We start from the raw sequence: 23,279 nt of genomic DNA, 5'->3' as shown, positions 1-23,279 counted from the left end.
GCAAGCCGGAAGAAATATTTACCATGCTAAGTGTAACACACAAACATGACCTTAGTCATATGCGTTTAGTGAATTCAGCTGCGAAAATGACCTCTTCATACCCGATTCTAGTGAAATACCTCCCTTGAATAGGTCCTTGGATATATCTATGATGAAAGGAGAGAGATTCACATGGCGTACTAGACAGGCTTTAATCGATCGAGCGGTGAATCCGGTTGAACGATGCGAGAGGATGGTGGAGATGGGCAAACAATGGATTCGTTGGATCGTAGTCGGGTTGGTGCTATGCGGGCTGGTCGGGCTGGTCGTGCCGGTGCCTCCGGTTCAGGCCGTTGTTCCGCCTGCAACGCAGACGTTGACGATTTTGGGCGACAATGGCGAAACGGGCGAGATCAGCTCCCATACGGAGTTCACACTTGACGGCGGTCAAACATGGAAGCCAGCTTATTTGCCTGGCCTAAATCCTGGTGAGCATCCTTGGGGTCTGGTCGATGGAACAAACAACTGGTTGAATTGCGCTGTCAGCTGGTCAGCCTGTGAATATCAAACGGTTCTCTACCGGGTCAGATTTATTATGCCGGATTCGTTTTCCAATCCGTATTCCTTTTTCGAGTTCAAGGCGGATAACGGACTCAAGGTCGATCTGAACAATCAAGATGTGGCTAGTAACAATATTATTAGTGGTGGTAGCGAGGGGAGTCTTGATAACGATTCAAGATTTAATAATAAATTGAGGCCCGGGATGAATGAACTGTACATGGAATTGACCGACAGTGGTGGCATGGTCGGTTTCAACTACAAGCTCATCATTCGTGTGGAGGCTTCTACTGCGCCAACTGTAGTTACGGGTCCTATCCTTTCTGCCCCCACGCTTAGCAGCACTCCGTCGACGCCGACGACCGGCACAGTCAGTGTCGCTGTCTATTACCCGATCGATGCAGTGGTCAAGCAATACAGCGTAAACATGTCTACCTGGCTCAATTACAGCTCCCCGGTCACCATGACGGAGAATGGAACGATTTGGGCGCGATGGAAGGATACTGCAGGGAACGTTTCGCTTATTGGCTTTCATGAAGTAACTCAGATCGATCGAACGGCTCCTGCTTCGCCTACTTTGACGGTTAATCCTGCGACACCGACCAACAGCCCGGTCACGGTTGCAATTTCTTATCCGGTCGACTCGGTGTTGAATCAATATCGGATCGGAGAAGGAGCATTGCTGAGTTATACCGGTCCGGTTATTTTAACCGTGAATGATATTGTGCACGGTTATGCGACTGATTCGGCCGGCAATGTCAGTGCACCTGGAAGTATAGTCGTAAGCAACATCGATATGACCGCCCCACCGACGCCAACCTTGACGCCGAATACGGTGAATCCGACGACCGGCCCGGTGTTGGTGACGTTGTCGGGCTGGGGGGACGCTTCGGTGCGCGAGTACCGGGTCAACGGAGGCTCCTGGCTCGCTGCTACCGAGTCGGAGCTCGTAACGATGGCGGAGAATGGTACGCTGGAAGCAAGAGGGAAAGACGCCGCGGGCAATGAATCCGGTGTCGGCCGATTCCAGGTGGACAATATTATCACCGATCCTGACCCGCTCCGCGTGTCGGTGGCGGCCATCCGTGCGAGCGGCACGGAGATGACGCTGCAGTTCAATTATCCGCTCGATACTTCTGTTCTGCTGAATGCGTCGAGCTTCCATCTGAAGGGAACTTCGCTCACCGTCAGCTACGCTCGTTACAGCTCGGATCAGGTTGTAGTGCTGATGCTGAACGAGCCGGTCTACGAAAGCACATCGACGATGCCGGTGCAGCTGAACGTCGATGCCGGCGCGGTCCAAGCGAAGAACGGCAAGGCGATGCTGCGCTGGAGCGGTCTTCCGGTCAAGTCGCAGTCGGAGTCCGTTGCACTGCGCAATCAGCTGCTGACTTACGGCAGCGGGGAAGCCGTCCGGATCCAGCATGTAGTCGACTACATTCGGTTGTCAGGCGCGGATGTGACCGGAGACGGCCAATTTGACCGGCAGGACGTGCTGCTGCTGTTGTTGCAAATTTATCCGAATACCAGGGCTCCGGTATGAGGGCCATGAGAGAGTTGGTTGTAGTGGATCGACTGGATCCCTCCTTCGTGATGAAGGAGTTTGCAGAGAGGTACCAGTTTACTGGGCGGGAGTATGAAATGCTGCTGTTGCTGGTGGTGAACGGGTTGTCGAATCGCGACATTGCCGAGCAGTGCTTCATTAGCGAGAAAACGGTGCAGAATCATCTCGCGAACATGATGAAGAAGCTTGGCACCCGCTCCACCCGCCAATTCTATGCGTTGGTCTGCCATCATCTGTTGCAAGTCAGGTGATGGCGCAACTTGGTTTGTCGAGCCGCCCTCGCCGAGGGCGGCTTTTTGCGAGGCGCCTCAACTTGCAATCCCCGCCTACCGACCATCCTCCGCCGACTACTCACTTTTTTCGATTATTAACGGATATTTCGATATCGTTAATTCCATGAACATTTCCATAAACGCGACAATGGGACTCGGAGAGACAATCAGGTAGAGTAGAAGGTGAAGAGCTCTATACAAAAAGAGGATGGGGAGGACCACTTGTGACTCAAAAACGGTTTGACATTCGTTATTCCACTGCCATTGCAACCGAGTATCCAGAGAAGCTTCGTTCGTTCGTGAATGGCAAATTGAAAGTGTTCTTCGTGCCGAGCGTACGCTATGGCCGCGAAATCGTGGAGTTCATCCAGCGGACCGACATCGACTATGAGACCGTGACCTACGACAAGGCATGGGATCTGAATAAATGGGGAATCGGCGATTTCTACGATGTGCGTGCGGCGATTGATGACTTTCGGGCGATCCATCAAAATCTGGAGGACGTGTTGACGTCGGACGAGCACTTCGACGTGCTGGTCATCCCGGGCGTCAACGGCTGGGCGCACTTCCCGGCCGCCGCGCGGCAAGCGATCCTGCGCAGGGTGGAAGCCGGTGCCGGGCTCGTGCTGATCCGACCGTTCCACGGTCAAGGGATGGAGCCGTCCGAGGAACTGAACCGGTTGTCGCCATTGCGCAACCTGGTCGAGGAAGGCTTGGGCGACGATCCGAATGCAGGCGGGGGGTTCCCGCAGACCGCGTACGATCGGCATATCCAGGAGGCTTGGCTCCCCGTGTCAGCCGAGTCGAACGGCGGGCACTATATCACAAGCGGCATTCCGTTCGACCAATTTCCTTACGGCGAGCTGGCTTATTACCCGTACGAGGCCGTCGGCGAAACGATTCTGCGCGGCGAGTCCGGGCAGCCGATCGCGGCGGTTCAGCCGTTCGGCAAAGGCCGGGTAGTCGCTTTTGGCTACTACCCGCGCGATATTTTGCCGCAGCATAGCGCCTTTACCGGCAAGGAATCGACGTTCGACGCCATCATCGAAAACTGGGGCGGCTCCAGAACGAGCGTGACGTTCCCGTTCCTGGAATACTTCTATGAGCTGATCTACCGCAGCGTCGTGTGGGCGGCGGGCCAGGAATCTCCGAGCCGGATCGAGTCGATCGAGGTCGCGGCGGCTGTGGGCGAGGAGTTTCGAGTAAGCGTGGGCGTGGCAGCAGAGGCGCCAGACGGATACACCCTCCGCTACGCGGTCAGAAACGCCTACGACCTCCTCGTCGCCGAAGGAGAGACGCCGTCCGCATCGGCCATCCGCCTGCCGGAGCAGCTTCGCCTCGGCGGCGACTATCGGGTCGAAGTCAGCCTGCTGGCCGACGGTCGCCTGCTCGACTGGGGCACGGCGTCGCTGTCCGTGCCGCCGGCCTCATCGTTCGTGTCGGCCGACTTCGGCGCCACGGAGCTGCAGGCGGGCGATCGGCTCGCCGTCTGCCTCTACACGACCGGCACGCCATGCGAGTGCCGGATCCAAGTGCTCGATGACTTTGATCGCGTCATCGCCCAGCATGCGGCAGCCGCCACGGGAGAGGCGCCGATCCGTTATGAGCACCTGGTGCAGCCGGTGCCGTCCATGAACCTGCGCGTCCGCGCGGAGCTGTGGCTGGGCGGCCTGCTGCTCCAGCGGCTGGACTCGCCGCGCAAGGTGCTGACCCCGGCCGATCGCGCACTCCGCGATTTCGAAGTATTCATGTGCCCGCAGAACCGCGGACACGGCGATCATCTGCCGCTAGTCGGCCGGCTGTCCCGCGAGATGGGCGTGACCGGCTTATACCCGGGAAGTCCGAAGACGCTGACGATGTCCGGCGCCAAAGGGCTCGGCGTCTACTGGTACCACCGCGGCCCTTACGTCGAGCGCAAGGAGCAATACTTCCGCACGAAGGACAAAGCCTACTTGCAACGTGTTCCCTGCCTGAACGATCCCGCGCTGTGGAACGAGCTGCAAGAGCGAGTTACATCGACGATCGGCCAGTTCCGCAAATACGGACCGGTTTCCTATTTCGCCAACGACGAAGGCTCGATCACCTGCTATGTGGATGAGCTTGATCTGTGCTTCTGTCCGCACTGCCTGAGCGGGATGCGGCAGTGGCTGCAAGCCTCCTACGGCGGCCTGGAGGAGCTGAACCGAGTGTGGAGGACGGATTTCCGCGCTTGGGAGGACGTGGTGCCATTCACCCTGGAGGAAGCTCAAAGCCAAGGCAAATTCGCACCGTGGGCCGATCACCGGATTTTTATGGAGCGGACGTTTACCGCCTCGTACAAGAAAATTGCCGAGCTCGTTCGGGCGGCGGACCCGGGCGGCGTGATCCGCATGTCCGGCTGCCAAGCGTCGACCGCTTACTCCGGCTACGACTATTATCAGCTTCATCAGCATGTCGGCTATTTCGAAGCTTACGGAGTCGGCAACCAGTTCGAATACCACCGCTCATTTGCGAGACCGAATACGATCATCGGCGGCTGGTACGGCTATGGGGCGGACGGCATCGGCGTGCAGAACAGCATCTGGAACGCCTTGTTCCACAACTTGACGCTGATCAGCCTGTTCTGGGAGTACAGCTGCTTGAATCCGGACTTCACATACAGCCGCAGCGCGCAGGATATGAGCAAGGCTTTCTTGGAAATTCGCCGGGAAGGGATCGGCAAGCTGCTGCTGTACGGAGCGAAGCGCGACTCGCTCGGCATAGCGGTTCATTATTCGATTCCTTCGATTCATGGCGCTCATCTGCAAGGCGACACCCCGCGGTTCGAGAGCAACCGGCAAGGGTGGATCGATCTGCTGGAGGATTTGGGCTGTCAATACAATTTCGTCGCCACGCAGCAAATCGAAGCGGGCTTCCTGCTCGACTCCGGCTGCAAGCTGCTCATCCTGCCATACTCCATCGCACTTACGGAGGAGGAAGCGGCGCAGATCAAACGATTTGTCGCAGGCGGCGGCACGGTGGTAGGCGATTTCCAGACGGGCATCATGGACGTGCACAATGTCGTGGCGCAAGCCGGCCAACTGGATGAAGTGTTCGGGATCGAGCGGCTAAGCGTGCAGGCGCGGCCTTTCTACATCAACAAAGGGTTCCGAACAAACAGCAGCTTCCGTTACTTCGACTTCAATCTCGCCCATATCCCGGGACGTGAGGATGGGGAGTCGGGCCTGACGATGGCCGAGATCGGTACGCGGGTGAAGGACGGGCAGGCGGCTTATGTCGATGATTTTATGGGAACGGTAGCTTCGGTGGTGGTCAATGAATATGGGAATGGCGGCGGAAAAGGAGTGTACCTGAATCTGTCCTTGGACGGCTATCCGAAGCTGCGTCGGGATGGCAGCGGCTTTGGGCTGAGGGCGCTGATGAAGCATATCCTGGCGATGGCCGATGTGAGCCGTCCCGCCGTTCTGCGCGATGGCCACGGGAATCTGATCGAGTTCGGCTATGAGACGGTGTATTATGCGGACGGGGAAGCCCGGTACGTGGCGGTGCAAAGCAAGCTGGAAGCGCGAGCGCTCGGCCATGACGGGCTGGCGGTCGGCGGCGGACAGACGGGCTCGAGCTCTTCGAACCGGGTTGCGGTGGAGTTCGATCGGGTGGGGCATGTGTACAGCATTCGCGACAAAGCTTATCTCGGGTTCACGGACCGCGTAGAAGTCGATCTGCCGCATGGCGAGGCTTGTTTGTTCTCGATTTTACCTGTTGCGGTGAACGGGGTGCATGTTGAGCTGGCGGCACAGCGGGTGCAGCGAGGCGAAACGGTGCAGGCGGTTATTCGCGTCGACAGCGAGCGGCCGAATGGATCGTACGGGCATGTGCTTAATGTGAATGTGTATAATCCTGCCGGCGAGTACGAGGGGATCTATTCGGAAAACAGGAGCGTCGATGCGAGCGGCGGCGAGTGGTCGTGGAGCATGCCTTTCAACGCGCAGGCGGGCGAGTGGACGATTGTCGCGAAGGACGTGGCCACCGGGGTGTCGGCAAGAGCGGTTTTTGAAGTAGAGTAGGTTGGCGGTGAAGATCAACCCTTTGTCTCGGAGTAGTGGCGGAGATGAGGGGTTGTTCTTTTTTACGTATGCCCATTGACAATAAGCAATTTAATATGTCATATTGATATTATCAAATCGACAATTACATTGACGGAAGCTGGTGACCCCCTATGGACTCCCCGATCGAGAACGAATCCAACTATACGCCATCGCGCTACCGTACGCCGGATGGGGCGCCAAGCGACATCGTTATTTTCACCATTACCTCCACCGAGCGCAAAACGACGCAGAAAGCACTCCCTCACCGCGAGCTGCAAGTGCTGCTGATTCAGCGGAAAAAATGGCCGTATAAAGGCCGATGGGCGTTGCCGGGCGGGTTTTGCCGGGAGACGGAGAGCATGTACGACTGCGCCAGACGGGAGCTGCAAGAGGAGGCCGGCGTGACCGATGTGCCGATGGAATATTTCAACGTGTACAGCGAGCCGGGGCGCGATCCGCGGGGCTGGATTTTGTCGCATGCGTTCTATGCGTTAGTGCAGGAGAATTTGCTGGCGGACCGGCGTGCGGACGATGATGCGGCGGATGTACGGTTATTTCCGTTGCAGGAGGCGCTGGGGATGGAGCTAGCTTTTGATCACCGGGACATTTTGACCGACGCCTATGCGAAAATCCGCGAGAAGATGCTGACGACGACAATCGCCCGGTCGTTTCTGCCGGAGGAGTTTACGCTGAGCGAGCTGTATCAGGTGATCCGAACGGTCGTGCCGGACTTCGAGGAGCGCAATTTTATCCGCAAGGTGACGTCCACCCAGAGCCGCAAAGGGATTCTGGAGGAAGCGTTGGACGCGCAAGGGCGACCGAAGCAGTCGAATCGCTATTCGCAACGGGCGGCGCAGCTGTACCGGTTTAGCGATGCGGTGCCGGCTTTGTCGATTTACGGCTGACGGAGAGGAAAATTTTTTTCGGGATCTATATTGTCATTTTGACATTATTATTCGTTGCGGGAGGCTGCTTGTTATGTTGAGAAAATGGGGAATGGCCGCCGTATTCGTCGTCCTGTTCGCAATCGCCTACTGGACATCCACCACCACCTTGGAGCTATGGGCTACGACTACCGGGTTGTTATGTGTCTGGCTGACCGCTCGACAAAACATCTGGGCATGGCCGATCAGCCTGATCAATGTGGGATGCTTCTTCTTCCTGTTCGAGGAGGCGAAGCTATATGCGGATATGTCGCTGCAGGTTGTATTTTTCGTGCTCAGCATCTATGGGTGGATTCATTGGCTAACTCAACGGGAAGGCGCCAAAGTGCGGCCGACACGATCGATCACACCTGGATTGGCTGTGGTGCTCGGGGTGCTGCTTGTCGTGGTGACGCTGGGCTGGGGCCATGTGCTGGCTCGGTTCACCGACGCTTCCATTCCTTATATCGATGCTTTTATCGCTACCCTTAGCTTAATCGCTCAATATTTGCTGTCGTCGAAGGTGCTACAAAACTGGCTCGTGTGGATCTCCGTCGATGTGCTGTCCATCGGGATGTATGCTTACAAAGAGTTGAACACGGTGGCGATGCTGTACGTCGTATATTTGCTGATCGCGACTAGCGGATACATCTCGTGGCGGCGGGAAATGGCGGGAGCCGGACGGAAGGGGGAGGTCGTGTGGCGGCTATGGCGGCGGAAACACGAAGAGGCTTGACGTTGGGTAAATTCGCACCGCTGCATCGCGGTCATCAACTGATAATCGAGACGGCGCTGGCGGAAATGGATGAAGTGATCGTCGTTGTGTACGACTGTCCGGAGACTATAGACATACCGCTGCAGGTGCGTGCCGGATGGATTCGCGAGCTGTATCCGGAGCGGGTGCAGGTGCTGGAGGCGTGGGACGGTCCAACCGAGATCGGGGATACGCCGGAGATTATGGCGCGGCATGAGGCGTATATGCTGGAGCTGCTGGGGGGCGTGAAGGTGACGCATTTTTATTCCAGCGAGTTTTATGGGGAGCATATGAGCGCGGCTTTGGGGGCGGTGAACCGGCAGGTGGATCCGAATCGGCTGCAGGTGCCGGTTTCGGGGACGTTGGTGAGGCAGGATCCTTATGGACAGCGGGCTTATGTGGCGCCAGAGGTGTATCGGGACTTGATCGTGCGGGTGGCGTTTCTGGGTGCGCCTTCGACGGGGAAGACGACTTTGGCCGCCGCGATGGCCGAGCTGGAGCGGACCGTCTGGATGCCGGAGTACGGGCGCGAGTATTGGGAGCGGCATCAGGTCGATCGGCGGCTCACGCTGGAGCAGCTGGAGGAGATCGCCGTGGGGCATCTCGAGCGGGAGGACCTGCTGGCGCGGGAGGCGCGCGGGACGCTGTTCGTCGACACGAACGCGATCACGACGTACATGTTCAGCTGCGCGTACCACGGCCGGGCGACGGCCCGGCTGGAACGGCTGGCGCTGGAGGCGGCGTCGCGGTACGACTTGGTGTTCGTGTGCGACGTGGACATTCCGTATGCGGACACGTGGGACCGTTCCGGCGACGCCGATCGGCAAGTGTTCCAGAAGCAGATCGTGGCGGATCTCCAGCGGCGCAAAATCCCTTACATGCTGCTTCGCGGCACGGTGGAGGAGCGGGCGGCGCGGGTGCGCGAGGCGCTGAGGCGGTTTCGCAAGTATCGCAGCGTGGGCGAATGGATTTTGCCTGGAGCAACTCCCTCTACGGCATGCGTGGTACAGTAGTCGGTTGGTGCTATGAGAGAGGAGGAGGAGACAGAGTGAAGCGTAATGATAAGCTATTGGACCAAATTCGAGGCGGTTTGTTCGGCGTAGCGATCGGCGATGCGTTGGGAGGGACGACGGAGTTTAGGAGCCGGGCTGAAATTCGAGCGAAGCATGGTTACTTGACTGAAATCATCGGCGGTGGTGTGTGGGGGCTGAAGCCGGGCGAGGTGACGGACGATACGATGATGACCTTGTGCGTGGCGGAGGGCGTTTTGGACGATCCGGCTGAACCGATGGTATCGATCGGGACGCGGTTTATGGACTGGTACATGACGCGCCCCAAGGACATCGGCAACATCATCCGCCACGTATTCGAGCTGTACGAAGGGAACTGGTTCGAGGCCGCCTTTCTGGCCGATCTGGATCTGGGCCGAAGCGGGGGCAACGGGTCGCTGATGCGCTGTTTGCCGGTCGCGCTTGCTTTTCCAGACTGGCCAACGGTGGAGCGGGTCACGCGAATGCAGTCCAAGATGACCCACTATGACGAAAGCTGCAGCGAAGCTTGCGTCCTATACAATCGGACTGCTTATCTGCTGCTCCAGGGAGGGGTGACCCTAAGACAGGCGATCGAGCAATCCGTCACGGGGACCGAATATGCTACCTCACTCTCGGATGCACCACCTGCTTGCGAGCCTGACGGCTATGTCGTGCATACGCTGCACTGGGTGCTGCATCACTTGTGGACAGGGACGAGTTACGGGGACATTGTGCAGCGAGCGGCGAACCAAGGCGGCGATTCGGACACGAATGCGGCGATAGCCGGCGGACCGGCCGGATTGTATTGGGGCTATGAGCAGTTGCCGCGGCGATACGTCGACACCCTTTTGATCCGCGATAGATTGCGGGACGTGTCGGAGCGGCTGTATCGGTTAAGGGTCGGGAGAGAATCGCTTTAGGAAAATAGTACCAGCAAATAACCGGTAGGGGCGATATAATTCAATCAGGGGAGTACCCATACCCAGACAAACATCGAACTGGTGGTTGCCCGTTCCGACAAGCAGCGCTACGAAATCAATCGGGATCGCATTCGAGCCCGCTATGGTCATAGTCATGACCGAGTTGCTTATACGCCAGGCCAGCCGCCTGCTGTTCTTTATCGGTTAGCGGATTTCGTCCCTGCGGCTTGCTGTAGAGTCTACATATCGCCAATGGAGGAGTCTAACCACTTATGAAAACCCATACCCCACTTATCGATATTGGCGTCAATTTGATGCACCGTTCGTTCCATGGGGACCGTGACCAAGTGGTGCAGCATGCGTTGGAGCAGCAGGTTTCCCCACTTGTCATCACCGGCACCAGCTTAAGAAATAGTCAGGACGCCGCTCGATATGCCGCACGCTACCCCCGGCAACTTTACGCCACCGCCGGGATTCATCCGCAAGGGATGCGTCCGCCGAGTTTGTGTCGATGCTGAAGGAGCACCAGGTGAAAAGAGCGGTCGTTCACTGCTTCACCGGCAACCGAGCGGAGCTGCAGGCTTACCTGAACATGGGGCTGCTCATCGGCATTACCGGCTGGATCTGCGACGAGCGGCGGGGCCGGCACTTGAAGGAGCTTGTGCGCTTGATCCCGTTGGATCGTCTCATGATTGAGACGGACGCTCCGTTCTTGACGCCGCGCGACCTCAAGGTGAAGCCGGCAGAAGGTCGCAACGAACCTGCCTTTTTGCCGCATATTTTGCAGGAAGTGGCTCGGTGTGTGGGCAAGTCGCCTGAAGAGGTAGCCGAGGCTACTACCAGCACAGCTAAAGCGTTTTTCGGGATCTAGCACCTGCTGCACGTACCGCCGTCAACCGATAAGGTGGTGCAGCCATAACGCTATTTCCCCCAAATGCGGCTCATGCACCAAAATAACGCTACGGCGTAGCGCAATTTCACCCTCATGGACTCGAACCGAGTCAATTCCGGGGAAATAAGCAGCCGTAGCGTTATTTTTCGTGAAATGGAGCGTATGGAGCCGATAGCAATCCCCATACATCAAATGTTTGCTATTTACATCCCCCCGAGTATGAATCAAAATTAGAGCTACATCTTGGCTTCCCTACAGAATGCCCGCGCACGCGCGAGAAGGAGTGTCCCCCTTTGCTGCGAATGAAGTGGATGCTGCTGCTGGTTCTGGCGGCGGCCATACCCGTGGCCTGGCTTCTCTACACCCGCTGGGTGCCGGCCTCCCCGCCTCCGTCCAAGCCGCGCTTGACTGTGCTGCTGAAGATGGGAGATGCTTTCAAATCCCAAAACAACCCTTACATCGCCAAACTGTCCGAAGAGCTCGGCATCGAGCTCGAAATTATGACGGTGCCGGCGAGCAGCTATAACGAGCGGCTGGACGTGCTGATGGCGTCTGGGCGCGAGCCGGATATAATACAGCTGGGCTGGTCGGGCGAGGAGAACTTCCCCGGCTGGGCGCGTACGGGGCGGCTTGCCCCGATCCAACTGGATCAAGCGCCGAACATCCAATTGAACGTGACGAATACGCTCCTCTCCCTCATGAAGGTGGGGAGCGACGATCAAGTATATGGCGTCCCCGGCGTCACCACCTCGTATCCGTACGGCGTCATCGTCCGCAAGGACTGGCTCGACAAGCTCGGCCTGACCGAGCCGAGGACGTTGGCGGACTTCGAGCTGGCAATGGCCGCTTTCGTCGCCCGAGACCCGGACGGCAACGGCAGGAACGACACGTTCGGCATCACGTCGTGGCGGCTGAATGAATTCGGCGGCGTGTTCGGCGGGGCGTTCCAGACGGATTACCTCTGGAACACGCTGCACCCGGACGCCGGATCCGCCGAGGCGGTACAGCTGCGCGAGCAGCAGGCCGGCTACCCCGCCCTGCTCCAATTTGCACGGCAAGCCTATGAGAAGCAATGGCTCGACCCGGACTTCCTCAGCCTGAGCCGTCCGGAGCAGAAGTTCATTCTCGGCAAAATCGGACTCATCGGCGCCTACTCCAACGAGACGGTCCAGCTCGAGAAGGAGCTCCAGGCATTCGTGCCGGGCGCCAGGCTCGAGTGGCTGCTCGGGCCGAGCGATGAGGAAGGCCGCATCTGGAACTTCGCGCCAGAGTCATACGGCTACAACGGCGCAGGCAGCATGATGGGGGCGAACGCCTTGTTCGCGATTACGAAGAACGCCCCCTATGAGACGGCGCTCGCTTTCCTGGACAAGATGAACACGCGCGAGATGATCCAGCTCAGCAATCTGGGCGTGAAGGGCGTACATTATGAAAGCTACGATTCGAACCGCAGCCTGATCGTCCGGACGGAAGCGCAGAACGCCGCGGTCAAACGCGATTTGTTCGGCATCTCTGACACGTTCCGCGGGGAGAGCCTCGCCCGGGTGGGCGACAATGCGACGGAGAACGAGCGGCTCCAATACTACCGCAAGAAGGGGCAGCTGCTGATCACGAATCCGGTCTCGTACAGCATGGGCTTCGTGCCGGAGGCGGTCCGCTTCTCGATGACGCATCCGGCCTATGCGGAGCAGGCCAGGAACGCCGAGCTCCAGGTCGTCGTGGGCAGTCTGCCGCTCGCGCAGCTGCAGGAGACGATCAAGCGCGATGGCGCGGGCATGCGCAGCGACCTGCGGAAGGCGGTTCGCACCCGCTATGCGCAGCTGTTGAATATGCAGAAGTAACGGAGGAATCAGCATGAGTGGAAAAAGCGTCTATCTCCGTTCCGTCATCTATATGATCACCATCGTGTCCGCCGTCGTGCTGCTCGGCTGCGCCGTGTATTACACGAGCATCCGCAGCCATATCCTGAACGAGCTGATGACGAGCAATGCTCGCATGGACAAGCAGATCGCCTCCACGTACGAGCTGTTCCTCGATACGACGATTAAGGCGGCGATGGTGTCGATCGGCGAGGAGCAAGGAGGAGCAGGCGCGGGAGCAGGAACGGCCGTCGGAGCAGGCTCCGGCGCATCCGGCGTTCCCGGCGGCCCCGCCTCGACAGCCGGTCCCTCCGACGAGTCCGCCGACGGCGCGGTCACCGGGGTATCGGCAGGTACCGCTTTCCCCCAACCCCCGCTGGACAACCGCAACCGCGTCGAATTCGAGAACCGACAAATATACGAGCAGTTGAACCGGCTGACCCGCATTTCCGACTTCATCCACTCGGCCTACTACTACACACGCAATCATGTGTATGTCTCGATGGGCTTCAGCTTCGAATTGTCCGATTTCTACGATAAAGACTGGACGGAGTCTCTCGACACGTCGAAGGACTTGACCGTGCTCCCGGCGCGCAAGCTGCCGACGCTCCCGAACGGCGACAAGGAAGTCATTCCGATCGTTATGAATTTCCCATTGCATGCGCTAAACCATACGTACACCTATGTGCTTCATATCGACGCCAACCAACTGTTCCGCTTTCTGATCCGCAATCAGGACGTCTATGAAGGCTTTCAGTTCCGGATTATCGACCCGTCCGGGATGATATTCGTGTCCTCCGACCCGGAAGACGAGCTGTTCCGTCAAATCCAGGACTATGCTTACTTGCGTCCGGAGCGGGTGCTTGGCAGCCTGGAGGATAATTACATCACCACGCGGGATGGGAAAAAACGAATCGTTTCCTCCTATTCATCCCCCTTGTACGGTTGGAAATATGTCAGCGAATCCGATTACGATCCGTTGTCTCGCAGTATGCTAGTGCCTTTGCAAATTATCGCCGTCATCGTGGCGTTGTCGCTGGTCGTCAGTGTACTGGCGGTCACGAGCCTGTCGCGCAGGCTATATCGGCCGGTCAAGGACATCGTCCGCCTGCTGGGGCTGAACGAAGCGGACAACCGCGACGAATACGAGCTGATTACCGGGCATATCCACCAGTTCATCAATGAGAACCAGAAGCTGAAGGAAGCGGTCGATCTCAATCGCTCTTCGCTGAAGCGGCAATTTCTATACGATTTGCTTGTGCGCAACGTCTACGGCGAGCAGGAAATTCGCGAGAAGCTCGACTATTTCGGCCTGGCGCCGCAGGCGAACTATACGATTATCGTCATTGGCGTGGACGAAATGGAGCAGTATGTGAACCGGTTCTCGCTGCGTGACCGGATGCTGTGGGAGTTCGCGATGGAGAACATCGTCATGGAGATCGTGCGCCGGACGGGGAGCGGGTTCTTCCTCAGCCTGGAGACGGCGAAGTTCGCCGTCGCCGTCAGCTTTGAGGACACGGCGACGGGGATGGGGAGTGCGGGCACGGGGGCCGGTGGTGGATCGGACATACGCCCGGGTGCCGCGGAAACCGAGAATCGGGCCGCCGACCTCGCCTACGCAATCAAGGAAGCGGTCCGCAGCTACATCAAAATCTCGCTCAGCGCGGGAGTCGGACTGGCGAGAGAATCGGCGGCTCAACTGAACAAGTCGTACCAGGAAGGGCTGGCTGCGCTCGCGTACGCCGAGACGGTAGGACCGTTCGAGGTCGTCACGTACCGCGAGCTGCATGGGGCGGCAGCTCAGCCGGAGTACCCGACCCAGCTCGAGGAGAAGCTGCTTCAGCAGCTGATGAAGGGCGACAGGGAGGGTGCGGCGGCGAGGCTGCGCGAGATGTTTGACGTCATGCGCGAACGGCGTTCGGCTAATCCCGGTGAGCAGCAATGGCTGTCGTTCCAATTGCTGCACACTTTGGCTCGCAGGCTGATGGAGCTGCAAATTCCCGAGACCGACGAGCTGTTCGACGGCCTGTCTTTCTCAACGCTCTGCCAGGCGGTGCTGCAGGCGAAATCCGATCAGATGAAGCTTGCTCTCCTACAGCGCTGGACGGATTGGTTCTGCGGCTACATCGTCGAACGACGGGAGCATCACTCCAATGAGCATGTCCGCCAGATGCTCGACTATATCCACAAGCACTATCGCGAGCCGATCTCCGTGGACGGAATCGCCGAGCAGATCGGTCTGAACCGGGTGTACGTCGGCCGGCTGTTCAAGCAAGCGGTCAACCAGAACATGGCCGATTACATCAATCAGGTGAGGATCGACAAGTCGGTCGAGCTCATGACCGGGACGAACATGAAGGTTATGGAAATCGCCGAGGCAGTCGGCTTCAACAATACGCATTACTTCATCAAGGTGTTCAAGAAGCAGATGAACGTCACGCCGGGCAAATTCATCGAACAGCTGGCGGCGGATCGCGCAGGAGCGGGCACCGGGACTTAGCTGGGCGCGTTGGCGCAACAGGCGTTGGGGAGTGGAGTTGTTGCTCGAAACGGACTAATTTCGCTGAAACCGGCGGTGGCGCGGAGAAGTGTTACTCGAAACGAGTCAATTCTGCCCGCACCGGCGCCAACTATACAACAAACGCAACCTATCGGAACTGCAACCCCATTCCCGCCCCATCAACCCGTAGCTCAATCGCAACCTAACAACTTTGCTATTTTCACCCCCTCCTCCATCCCGCATAATCGGCATCATCCCAGCAAGAGAAGGAGGGGCTCACGGTCATGAACTTGGGTCAGCCGATACGGAACCATCTGCGTTCCGTCTATCGCAGCCGATACTACTTGTGGATGCTGCTGCCCGGGCTCATCTATTATTTGGTGTTTCACTACGCGCCGATCTACGGGATTCTGATTGCCTTCAAAGACTTCAACATCTTCGACGGCATATGGGGCAGCCCGTGGGCGGACAGCAAGGGCATGCAGCACTTCATCGACTTGTTCCAGTCGCCCGATTTCTACATCATCTTCCGCAACACGGTGCTTCTGAGCGTCTATACGATCGTCTTCTCGTTCCCGATGCCGATCCTGCTGGCGCTTGCGCTCAATGAAGTCACCAGCCGGTGGTGGAAAAGAACGGTGCAAAGCGTCAGCTACTTGCCGCATTTCATCTCGACGGTCGTCATCAGCGGGATGGTGTTCAACTTCGTGTCGCTGCACGGGATGGTGAACCAGATCGGCGGGTGGTTCGGCTTCGAGCCGAAGCAGTTCCTGCTGCTGCCCGGATACTTCCGGACGATCTTCGTCGTCTCGGACATTTGGCAGTCGATCGGCTGGGGCTCGATCCTCTACTTGGCGGCGCTCGCCGCCGTAGACCCGCAGCTGTACGAGTCGGCCAAAATCGACGGAGCGAACCGTTGGCACCGCATCGTGTACATCAACATCCCGGCGCTTATCCCGACGGCGGTCGTGCTGCTCATTTTCCAGATCGGCGGCATCATGAACGCGAGCTATGAGAAAGTGCTGCTGCTCTACAACCCGAACGTGTACGAGACGGCCGACGTCATCGGCACCTACGTGTACAGGCGGGGGATCGTGGGCACGGAGTGGAGCTTCACGGCGGCGGCCGGCCTATTTCAGTCGGTGATCGGCTTCATGCTGGTCATTCTGGCCAACTATGCGGCGCGGCGGTTCGCGTCGAGCAGCTTATGGTAGAGGAGGACATTGACACCTATGCCTAACAAAAACAAACCTTTGCCCGTGCTCACGCCCGCGTCTACGCACAAGCCCATGCTGCCCAACAAGCAAGCTCCTCGTGCCGGCAAACTCGGCTCCCGACTGTTCGATGCGATTACGCACGCTTGGCTACTGCTCGTGCTCGTCGCGACGATTTACCCGTTCCTGCACGTGGCGTCCGTGTCGATCAGCGAGGCAAATGCGGTCATCGAAAAAAGAGTGACGTTTTTCCCGATCGGCTTCGACATGACCGCGTACCAGGCGGTGCTGGAAAACTCGTTCTTATGGACGGCCTATGGCAACACGCTCCAGTACACGATCATCGGCACGGCGGTCAACCTGGTGCTCACAACGCTGATGGCATACGCGCTCTCGAAGCGGACGCTGTACGGCAGAAGCTTTTTCACTGTGCTGGTCGTGTTCACGATGTTTTTTCACGGGGGGATCATCCCGAATTACTTGATCGTCCGCGAGCTGGGGCTGATCAATACGATGTGGGCGGTCATCCTGCCGATTGCGGTGAGCACGTGGAACTTGATGATCATGCGCACCTTCTTCCAAGCGTTCCCGTCGGAGCTGGAGGAGGCTGCGATTGTGGATGGCTGCAACCCGCTGCAGGTGCTCATCCGCATCGTAGTGCCGCTGTCGAAGCCGATCCTGCTGACGATCATGCTGTTCTACGCGGTCTGGCATTGGAACTCGTATTTCCTGCCGCTCGTCTATCTGAATGAGAAAGTGAAGTATCCGCTCCAGATCCTTCTGCAGCAGATCCTCATCTCGGACGACACTTCGTTCGCGGAAGCGACGGCGGGTATCGATCCGAGCAAGCTAATTATTTCCGACTCGGTCAAGTACGCGACAATCGTGGTGGCGATAGCGCCGATTGTGATGGTGTATCCGTTTATTCAGAAGTATTTTGTCAAAGGGGCTATGATGGGCTCGATTAAAGGTTAATGGGGTTAACCGATTCTGAATCGAAATAGGGAGGGTTCTATAGACATGCTTACACGAAAATACAAAAAACCGACCGCATTGCTGGCTATCTTTCTCGCGTTCGTAGTGGCATTGACAGCTTGCTCGGGCGGAGGGGGCAGCGGGGACAAAGGGACATCGAGCAGCAGTCCGAGTGCCGGCGCTAGCGTCAAACCAACGGGCAATGGCAAAGAAGGCTGGATCGTCGACAAAGAAACGGAGCTGACCGTGCTTATGCAGGAGCATCCGTCGTTCCCCGTGAAGGCTTTCAATGACAGCGCGTTCCTCAAGTATATTTTGGACAAAACGGGCATTAAGCTGAACATCATGTCCGTGCCGGACGGAGACGCCTACAAGCAGAAGCTGAGCCTCGTCCTGAACAGCACCGACATGCCCGATATCATCTGGAACAGCAGCAACGATGCGAACATCAACGCTTTGGGCGAAAAGGGCGCTTTCCTCGCGTACGACGATTACCTGAGCAAAACGCCGGACATCAAGAGCACAATCGACAAGTACCCGGACATCCGCAAGACGATCGCCGCCAGCAACGGCAAGCTGTACATTATGCCGCGCATTTTGTTCGACACGATGACGGAGCTGTTCATTTTCCGCAAGGATTTGCTCGATGCAGAGAAGCTAGGTGCGCCGAAAACGTTCGACGAGCTGGAGCAAGTGCTGCTGGCGTTGAAGGCGAAATACCCGGACAAAGTGCCATGGATCAACCGCAACGGCTCGGAGCATATCATCAATCGTCTGGCGCACAGTTGGAACACGGGGTATGAGCCGGCAACGGGCGGATTTTACTTGAACACGACCAGCAAGAAATATGTGTATGGGCCGACCGAGGACGGGTTCAAGCAGTTGGTGGTATGGCTCAAGAAAATGTTCGATCAGGGCTTGCTGGACAAAGAATACGCTTTGCGCACGACGCCGCAGTGGGAGCAGGCTTATGCGAATGAGGGAGCCTTGTTCACGATCGACTTCATAGCGCGGATTCAGACGTTGAACGATCAGTATTTGGGCAAAAAGAGCAATGCTCGCGTGGCGGCAGTAGCGCCTCCTAAGGGCCCGACAGGCAATAGCGGCATTGAAGGGCGCTCTCCGGTTCTGGCCAATGCGGGGATCGTCGTGACCAAGAATGCCAAGAATCCGGATGCGGCGTTCAAGTTCGTCAACTGGGTGTATGGAGCCGGCCGCGATATCGTGCGTTATGGCATCGAGGGCGAGACATTTGCGAAGAACAGCGACGGTACGATCTCCATTTCCGCTCAGATGCAGGGCAAGAACAATCCGACGGGCAAAGACCTTGTGAAAGATTTCGGTTGGGTGTACTACCTTAACAAATATGAGTTCCCGCTCGAGCATGAGAAGCCGCTGAACCCGAACGACAACAAGGACGAGAACCTCTACCTGTACTCGCGCAAGGTAATGGAAGACGCCAAGGGCATCGTGCAATGGGATCCTACGCTTAGCTTCGACGAGGAGCAGAACAAGGTGCTGCGCAGCAAAGGCACGGCGGTTACCGACTACTTCAAGCAAAACATCGACAAGTTCATCATGGGCGCGCGCCCGATCGGGGAGTGGGATGCGTTCGTGAAGGAGCTGCAGTCCCGCGGGCTGGCCGACTTGGAGAAAGTGTATAACGACGCGTATCAGGCTTACCTGAAAAAATAACTGTAAGGAGGGTTCGCCCGGCTGGCGCTTCGGCGGTTTGGCTGGGCGAATCGCTTTTCGGGGAAAAGGAGAGGGAGAAGGAGTATGACGATAGGCAATGGAGTTGGCGGAGCGATGGCAGGCGGTGCGGCAGGGACGGCTAATGCGGCTGAAAAACGAATTCGAATCGACCCGGCAAGCGGGGGGCGCATGTTCGAGGGGATTGGCGGCATTACGAGCAACGGGATGTCCAAGCTGCTGATGGACTATCCGGAGGCGGTGCGGCAGGAAATCATGGAGCTGCTGTTCAAGCCGGGGTTCGGCGCAAGCCTGCAGCATCTGAAGGTCGAGCTCGGCTCCGACGTCAACACGTCGAGCGGCACCGAGCCTTCGCATATGCGCAGCCGGGACGACTTCGACATCCGTCGCGGCATCGGGCTGCAGCTTGCGAGGCAGGCCAAGGCAATTCGGCCGGACCTGATCCTCGACGCGCTGCGCTGGGGTACGCCGCGATGGATCGAGAGCTTCGACGACAAGCTGGAATATTACTTGAGCTTCCTGCGCGGAGCTCGCGAGGAGTTCGGGCTCGAGTTCGACTTCCTCGGACCGGATATTAACGAAGGTGCGTTCAGCCGCGATTGGACGGTCGAAGTGCTGAGGCCGGGGCTCGATCGCGACGGCTTCGCGCATGTGCGGCTCGTGGCCGACGATAGCGACCACGGCTGGGACATAGCCGACCATGCGGCGGCCGACCCGGCGCTGTTCGCGGCGGTGCACAGCTACGCCGTCCACTATCGCCAGGACAGCACGGACACGGCCAAGGCAAGCGGCAAGCCTTTGTGGTTGAGCGAGGACCTGGCCCCGTTCCGCCACCGGTTCACGGCGGGGGCGCTCGATATCGGACGGCGGATGATCGAGATGTATGTATCCGGCCGAATGGTCAAGTATGTGCTGCATCCGCTAATAGAGGCTGAGTACGAGAACACGCCGTTCAGCTACAAAGGCATCCTCGTCGCCACTTGGCCGTGGTCCGGCCATTATGTAGTCGACCCGGGCTTGTGGGTCGTCGCGCATTTCACCCAGTTCGCCGAGCCGGGCTGGACGTACGTGGACAGCGGCTGCGCCATGGACGAAGCGGGCGGCTTCGTCACGCTGCTCGCGCCGCCGGACAGCGGCTCCGGCGACTACAGTATTATGCTCGTCAACCGGAGCGCGGAGCGGCGCGAGTACCGGTTCGAGCTCGCGCCGGGACTCGTCGCGGGCAAGCCGGTCCATATCTGGCGAACCGACGAGCGCGAGCAGTTCGTTCGCGTGGCGACGGTGTCGTGCGGAGATGACCGGGTGCTCGCGTTTACGGCGGAGCCGTATGCGATGTACACGGTCAGCACGACGACGGGGCAGCGCAAAGGCACCTCGGATTGCTCGCGTGCGGGAGCAGCGGAGGTGAAGACGGGCGTTGCGGCGCGTACCGGAGCAAGCGCAATTGCCGGTGCGGGTGCGATCGCGGATGCTGGGGTGGCGGCGCGTGTGGCAGCGGGTGGCGGTGTACATGCAGAGGATGCGGCCGATGCATTTACGATGTTCCCGCTTCCTTATGCGGACGACTTCGATACGACGCGGGAGGTGGCCGGGTATTATCCGCTGTATGCATCGGATCAAGGCGGGGCTTTCGAGCTTGTTGACGACGGGTCCGGCGATGGAGTTTGTCTGCGGCAGCAGATCGGCGCAGGGCAAGTGCCGATCGACTGGACGTACCGCAAGACGCCGGAGCCTTACACGCTGCTCGGGAGCCTGGAGTGGACGAATTACAAGGTGTCGGTCGACGTAAAGGTCGGCTCGTCGGAAGGATATGTCGGGCTAGCCGGGCGGGTCAGCTATACGTCCAAAAGCAGCGACCCGCCGGAGGGTTACCGGTTTCTCATTCGGCCGGACGGCAGGTATGAGCTGTGGCGGGCGTTGGAGCTGCTCGTCCACGGGCGCACGGAGCCGTTCGACGCGGATGCTTGGCAGCGGGTCGAGCTGCGCCTCGCAGACGACAACATCGAAGTACGCTGGGGCCGTGCTGCGGCAGCGGAACCGCTTGTGCGCATCCGAGACAGCCGGCTGCCGGCCGGCCACGTGGCGCTCATGAGCGGCTACCACGCGGCGGCGTTCCGTCGGCTGCGCATCGAGCCGGTCGAGGCCGGCGCCGGGGCAGCCGCTAGTGCTAGTGCCGATGCCGATGCCGATGCGGGTGCTGGTGCAGGTGCAGGTGCAGGTGTCGGCACTGGCGTGGGCGTGGGTGTAGTTGGTGCGGCTGGAGGTGTTGGTGCCGGTCCAGGTGATGGTGCAGGTGATGGTGCCTGTGATGGTGCAGGTGATGGTGCAGGTGATAGTGCAGGTGATGGTGATGGTGCCTGTGTTGTTGCGGGTGTTGGTATTGGTGGAGGTGCCGTTGCTAGTGCCAGTGCCGGTCAAGGTGCAGGCACTGATGTCGGTGCAGGTGATGGTGCAGGAGCCGGTGCAGAGGCTGGTGTAGGAGCTAGTGTAGGGGCTAGTGCAGGGGCTAGTGCAGGGGCTGGTGCAGGGGCTGGTGCAGGGGCTGGTGCAGGAGCTGGTGCAGGAGCTGGTGCAGGAGCCGGTGCAGAGGCTGGTGTAGGAGCTAGTGCAGGGGCTAGTGCAGGGGCTAGTGCAGGGGCTGGTGCAGGGGCTGGTGCAGGAGCTGGTGCAGGAGCTGGTACTGGTGTAGTTGGTGGCGAGTGCAGCGACGTCGGTGCAGGGATGTTGCCCGTGAGCTGCCGGCGATACGATGACCGGCACCCGGTGCTGCGCTTTGCGTCGGCTGAACAAGGAGCGCTTGGTGTACCCGCTGCTGGCGTTGCAGCCAACGCCGGCAGCGAAGCCGCAGCCGCGAACGACCTGGGCTGGACGCCGGTCGAGGGCAACTACAACGTGTACACCCGTACCGTCCACCGCTCCGACGCCGCAGGTGCCGCGCTGAGCTTCGCCTTCACAGGCCGCTCGGTCCGGCTCGTCGGCACGACCGGCGAAGACGGTGGACTGGCCGACGTCTTCGTGGACGGCCAGTATCGCGGCACCGTCGACGCCTACAGCCGGATCGCTGGCTACCGCAAAGCGCTGATCGCGGTGCACGGGCTCGACCCGGCGCAGCAGCACGAGCTGCGCCTCGTCGTCAGCGGCAAACGCCGCGCCGAGTCCGTCGGCACCTTCGTCACGATCGACGCCGTCGAAATTGTGGGCGGCGAGCTACTCGTGGGCGAGGCTTCGGCGAAATAAGCATAGCGCTGTTCCCCCAATCAGCAGCAACCTAAACAAAATGCATAAAAAAACTGGTCTGATTAGTGAGTGAAATAGTCGGCTGCGGCCAACGTAGAGTTATGGTTGTAAGCCTTTAATAGTCCCCATCTGGTCAGCAGATAGGGGACTATTTTACGCTCAGGTGATCGTCCGGTGATAGTGATGTTGGAGGAGGGAGGGTGGCGGGGTGTGCTCAATGCTGTCAGGGTAGGGACTCCAACAACGGCGAGTATGCGGACCATACGGCCCTTATTTGTGAACAAAATGGCTATTTTACGGGGTAAGCGGACATACGATGCGTTATTGGGGCCAAAAGTGAGGTTTTGAGGGGGCGAAAGGGCAAATAAGCGCATCTGTGTCCGCCAAACCAAATTGAGGGGTGTGCTGGATACCAAATTTCGCTATCGGAGAACCAAATTTCGCATTAGTGCTCCAATTTCGGCCAATTTGAGAACCAAAGTTGAACTAGATTTCGTATCGCTATTTTACTCGGACCTGCAGCAGTTCATCCTGGAAGGCAGGTTTGTTCAAGTACCTCGACAATAGTGAGTGAACCATCACCCCAGCAGGCTCAGACCCGCAAGCTTCGCGCATCGTACCGATCAGCCTGCACACAGCTTGATAGTGAGGGCGTTTAGCCGCAATAGCTGCCTGTGTGGAAATATGCTGTCTGAATAACTCAATAACTTCCGCCGGATAGGGCGCTTTCAGATACTTGTAGTAGCTGATGATCTGATCAGGGTACTTCCTGACATAGACTAGAAGCAGTGACCACTCTTTCTCTGCAACTAGGATTGAAGTAT

General features: G+C 58.5%; 13 protein-coding genes and 2 pseudogenes. All 15 read left to right on the top strand.

Annotation, left to right across the window (positions count from 1 at the left end):
• Positions 1–241: 241 nt before the first annotated feature.
• The 15 genes and pseudogenes from PKO02S_RS02060 to PKO02S_RS32840 all read left to right on the top strand — a co-directional run bounded on the left by PKO02S_RS02060 (position 242) and on the right by PKO02S_RS32840 (position 22,455).
• Positions 242–2,080, top strand: a complete 1,839-nt coding sequence (locus PKO02S_RS02060; protein ID WP_127579420.1) for a hypothetical protein — start codon at positions 242–244, stop codon at positions 2,078–2,080.
• Between the two features lie 5 nt (positions 2,081–2,085).
• Positions 2,086–2,352: a helix-turn-helix domain-containing protein gene (locus tag PKO02S_RS02055; protein WP_246066793.1), complete on the top strand. Its 267-nt coding sequence runs from the start codon at positions 2,086–2,088 to the stop codon at positions 2,350–2,352.
• Positions 2,353–2,597: 245 nt separating this feature from the next.
• On the top strand, positions 2,598–6,416 hold the full coding sequence (locus tag PKO02S_RS02050) for a beta-galactosidase trimerization domain-containing protein (protein WP_127579419.1): 3,819 nt from the start codon (positions 2,598–2,600) through the stop codon (positions 6,414–6,416).
• 152 nt (positions 6,417–6,568) lie between these two features.
• A complete protein-coding gene (locus tag PKO02S_RS02045; RefSeq protein ID WP_127579418.1) occupies positions 6,569–7,342 on the top strand; it encodes an NUDIX domain-containing protein in 774 nt (257 codons plus the stop codon).
• Positions 7,343–7,415: 73 nt separating this feature from the next.
• Positions 7,416–8,096 carry a nicotinamide riboside transporter PnuC gene (pnuC, locus tag PKO02S_RS02040; protein ID WP_127579417.1) on the top strand — a complete coding sequence of 227 codons (681 nt, stop codon included), beginning with the start codon at positions 7,416–7,418 and terminating at the stop codon, positions 8,094–8,096.
• The gene (locus PKO02S_RS02035) at positions 8,069–9,127 is read left to right on the top strand and encodes an AAA family ATPase (RefSeq protein WP_127579416.1); all 1,059 of its coding nucleotides are present in this window, start codon (positions 8,069–8,071) and stop codon (positions 9,125–9,127) included. Before pnuC ends, PKO02S_RS02035 begins: the two co-directional genes overlap by 28 nt.
• A gap of 35 nt (positions 9,128–9,162) precedes the next feature.
• Positions 9,163–10,065: an ADP-ribosylglycohydrolase family protein gene (locus tag PKO02S_RS02030; RefSeq protein WP_246066792.1), complete on the top strand. Its 903-nt coding sequence runs from the start codon at positions 9,163–9,165 to the stop codon at positions 10,063–10,065.
• A gap of 66 nt (positions 10,066–10,131) precedes the next feature.
• Positions 10,132–10,341 (top strand): annotated as a pseudogene (locus PKO02S_RS33780) (hypothetical protein); the annotation flags it as partial.
• Positions 10,338–10,936, top strand: a pseudogene (locus PKO02S_RS02020) (TatD family hydrolase). The pseudogenes PKO02S_RS33780 and PKO02S_RS02020, both read left to right, overlap by 4 nt.
• A gap of 323 nt (positions 10,937–11,259) precedes the next feature.
• Positions 11,260–12,798 (top strand): extracellular solute-binding protein, encoded by a 1,539-nt coding sequence (locus tag PKO02S_RS02015; RefSeq protein ID WP_246066795.1) that lies wholly within the window; start codon positions 11,260–11,262, stop codon positions 12,796–12,798.
• A gap of 13 nt (positions 12,799–12,811) precedes the next feature.
• A complete protein-coding gene (locus tag PKO02S_RS02010; RefSeq protein ID WP_127579414.1) occupies positions 12,812–15,316 on the top strand; it encodes a helix-turn-helix domain-containing protein in 2,505 nt (834 codons plus the stop codon).
• A 284-nt stretch (positions 15,317–15,600) separates the two neighbouring features.
• Entirely contained in the window at positions 15,601–16,530 is a 930-nt protein-coding gene (locus tag PKO02S_RS02005) for an ABC transporter permease (RefSeq protein ID WP_127579413.1), read from the top strand.
• Between the two features lie 18 nt (positions 16,531–16,548).
• On the top strand, positions 16,549–17,505 hold the full coding sequence (locus PKO02S_RS02000; RefSeq protein WP_246066791.1) for a carbohydrate ABC transporter permease: 957 nt from the start codon (positions 16,549–16,551) through the stop codon (positions 17,503–17,505).
• A gap of 45 nt (positions 17,506–17,550) precedes the next feature.
• The gene (locus PKO02S_RS01995; protein WP_127579412.1) at positions 17,551–19,200 is read left to right on the top strand and encodes an extracellular solute-binding protein; all 1,650 of its coding nucleotides are present in this window, start codon (positions 17,551–17,553) and stop codon (positions 19,198–19,200) included.
• An 84-nt stretch (positions 19,201–19,284) separates the two neighbouring features.
• Positions 19,285–22,455, top strand: a complete 3,171-nt coding sequence (locus PKO02S_RS32840; protein ID WP_127579411.1) for a glycoside hydrolase family 30 protein — start codon at positions 19,285–19,287, stop codon at positions 22,453–22,455.
• Positions 22,456–23,279: the final 824 nt, after the last annotated feature.

This window comes from Paenibacillus koleovorans NBRC 103111 (assembly GCF_004000845.1).
GTDB lineage: Bacteria > Bacillota > Bacilli > Paenibacillales > NBRC-103111 > Paenibacillus_AA > Paenibacillus_AA koleovorans.
This window is presented reverse-complemented; position numbering and strand designations above follow the sequence as displayed.

Excerpts from the sequence above, each read along its gene's own strand:
- PKO02S_RS02060 (WP_127579420.1), top strand. The coding sequence starts at position 242 with ATGGGCAAACAATGGATTCGTTGGATCGTAGTCGGGTTGGTGCTATGC.
- PKO02S_RS02055 (WP_246066793.1), top strand. The coding sequence starts at position 2,086 with ATGAGAGAGTTGGTTGTAGTGGATCGACTGGATCCCTCCTTCGTGATG.
- PKO02S_RS02045 (WP_127579418.1), top strand. The coding sequence starts at position 6,569 with ATGGACTCCCCGATCGAGAACGAATCCAACTATACGCCATCGCGCTAC.
- pnuC (WP_127579417.1), top strand. The coding sequence starts at position 7,416 with ATGTTGAGAAAATGGGGAATGGCCGCCGTATTCGTCGTCCTGTTCGCA.
- PKO02S_RS02035 (WP_127579416.1), top strand. The coding sequence starts at position 8,069 with ATGGCGGCGGAAACACGAAGAGGCTTGACGTTGGGTAAATTCGCACCG.
- PKO02S_RS02015 (WP_246066795.1), top strand. The coding sequence starts at position 11,260 with ATGAAGTGGATGCTGCTGCTGGTTCTGGCGGCGGCCATACCCGTGGCC.
- PKO02S_RS02010 (WP_127579414.1), top strand. The coding sequence starts at position 12,812 with ATGAGTGGAAAAAGCGTCTATCTCCGTTCCGTCATCTATATGATCACC.
- PKO02S_RS02005 (WP_127579413.1), top strand. The coding sequence starts at position 15,601 with ATGAACTTGGGTCAGCCGATACGGAACCATCTGCGTTCCGTCTATCGC.
- PKO02S_RS02000 (WP_246066791.1), top strand. The coding sequence starts at position 16,549 with ATGCCTAACAAAAACAAACCTTTGCCCGTGCTCACGCCCGCGTCTACG.
- PKO02S_RS01995 (WP_127579412.1), top strand. The coding sequence starts at position 17,551 with ATGCTTACACGAAAATACAAAAAACCGACCGCATTGCTGGCTATCTTT.
- PKO02S_RS32840 (WP_127579411.1), top strand. The coding sequence starts at position 19,285 with ATGACGATAGGCAATGGAGTTGGCGGAGCGATGGCAGGCGGTGCGGCA.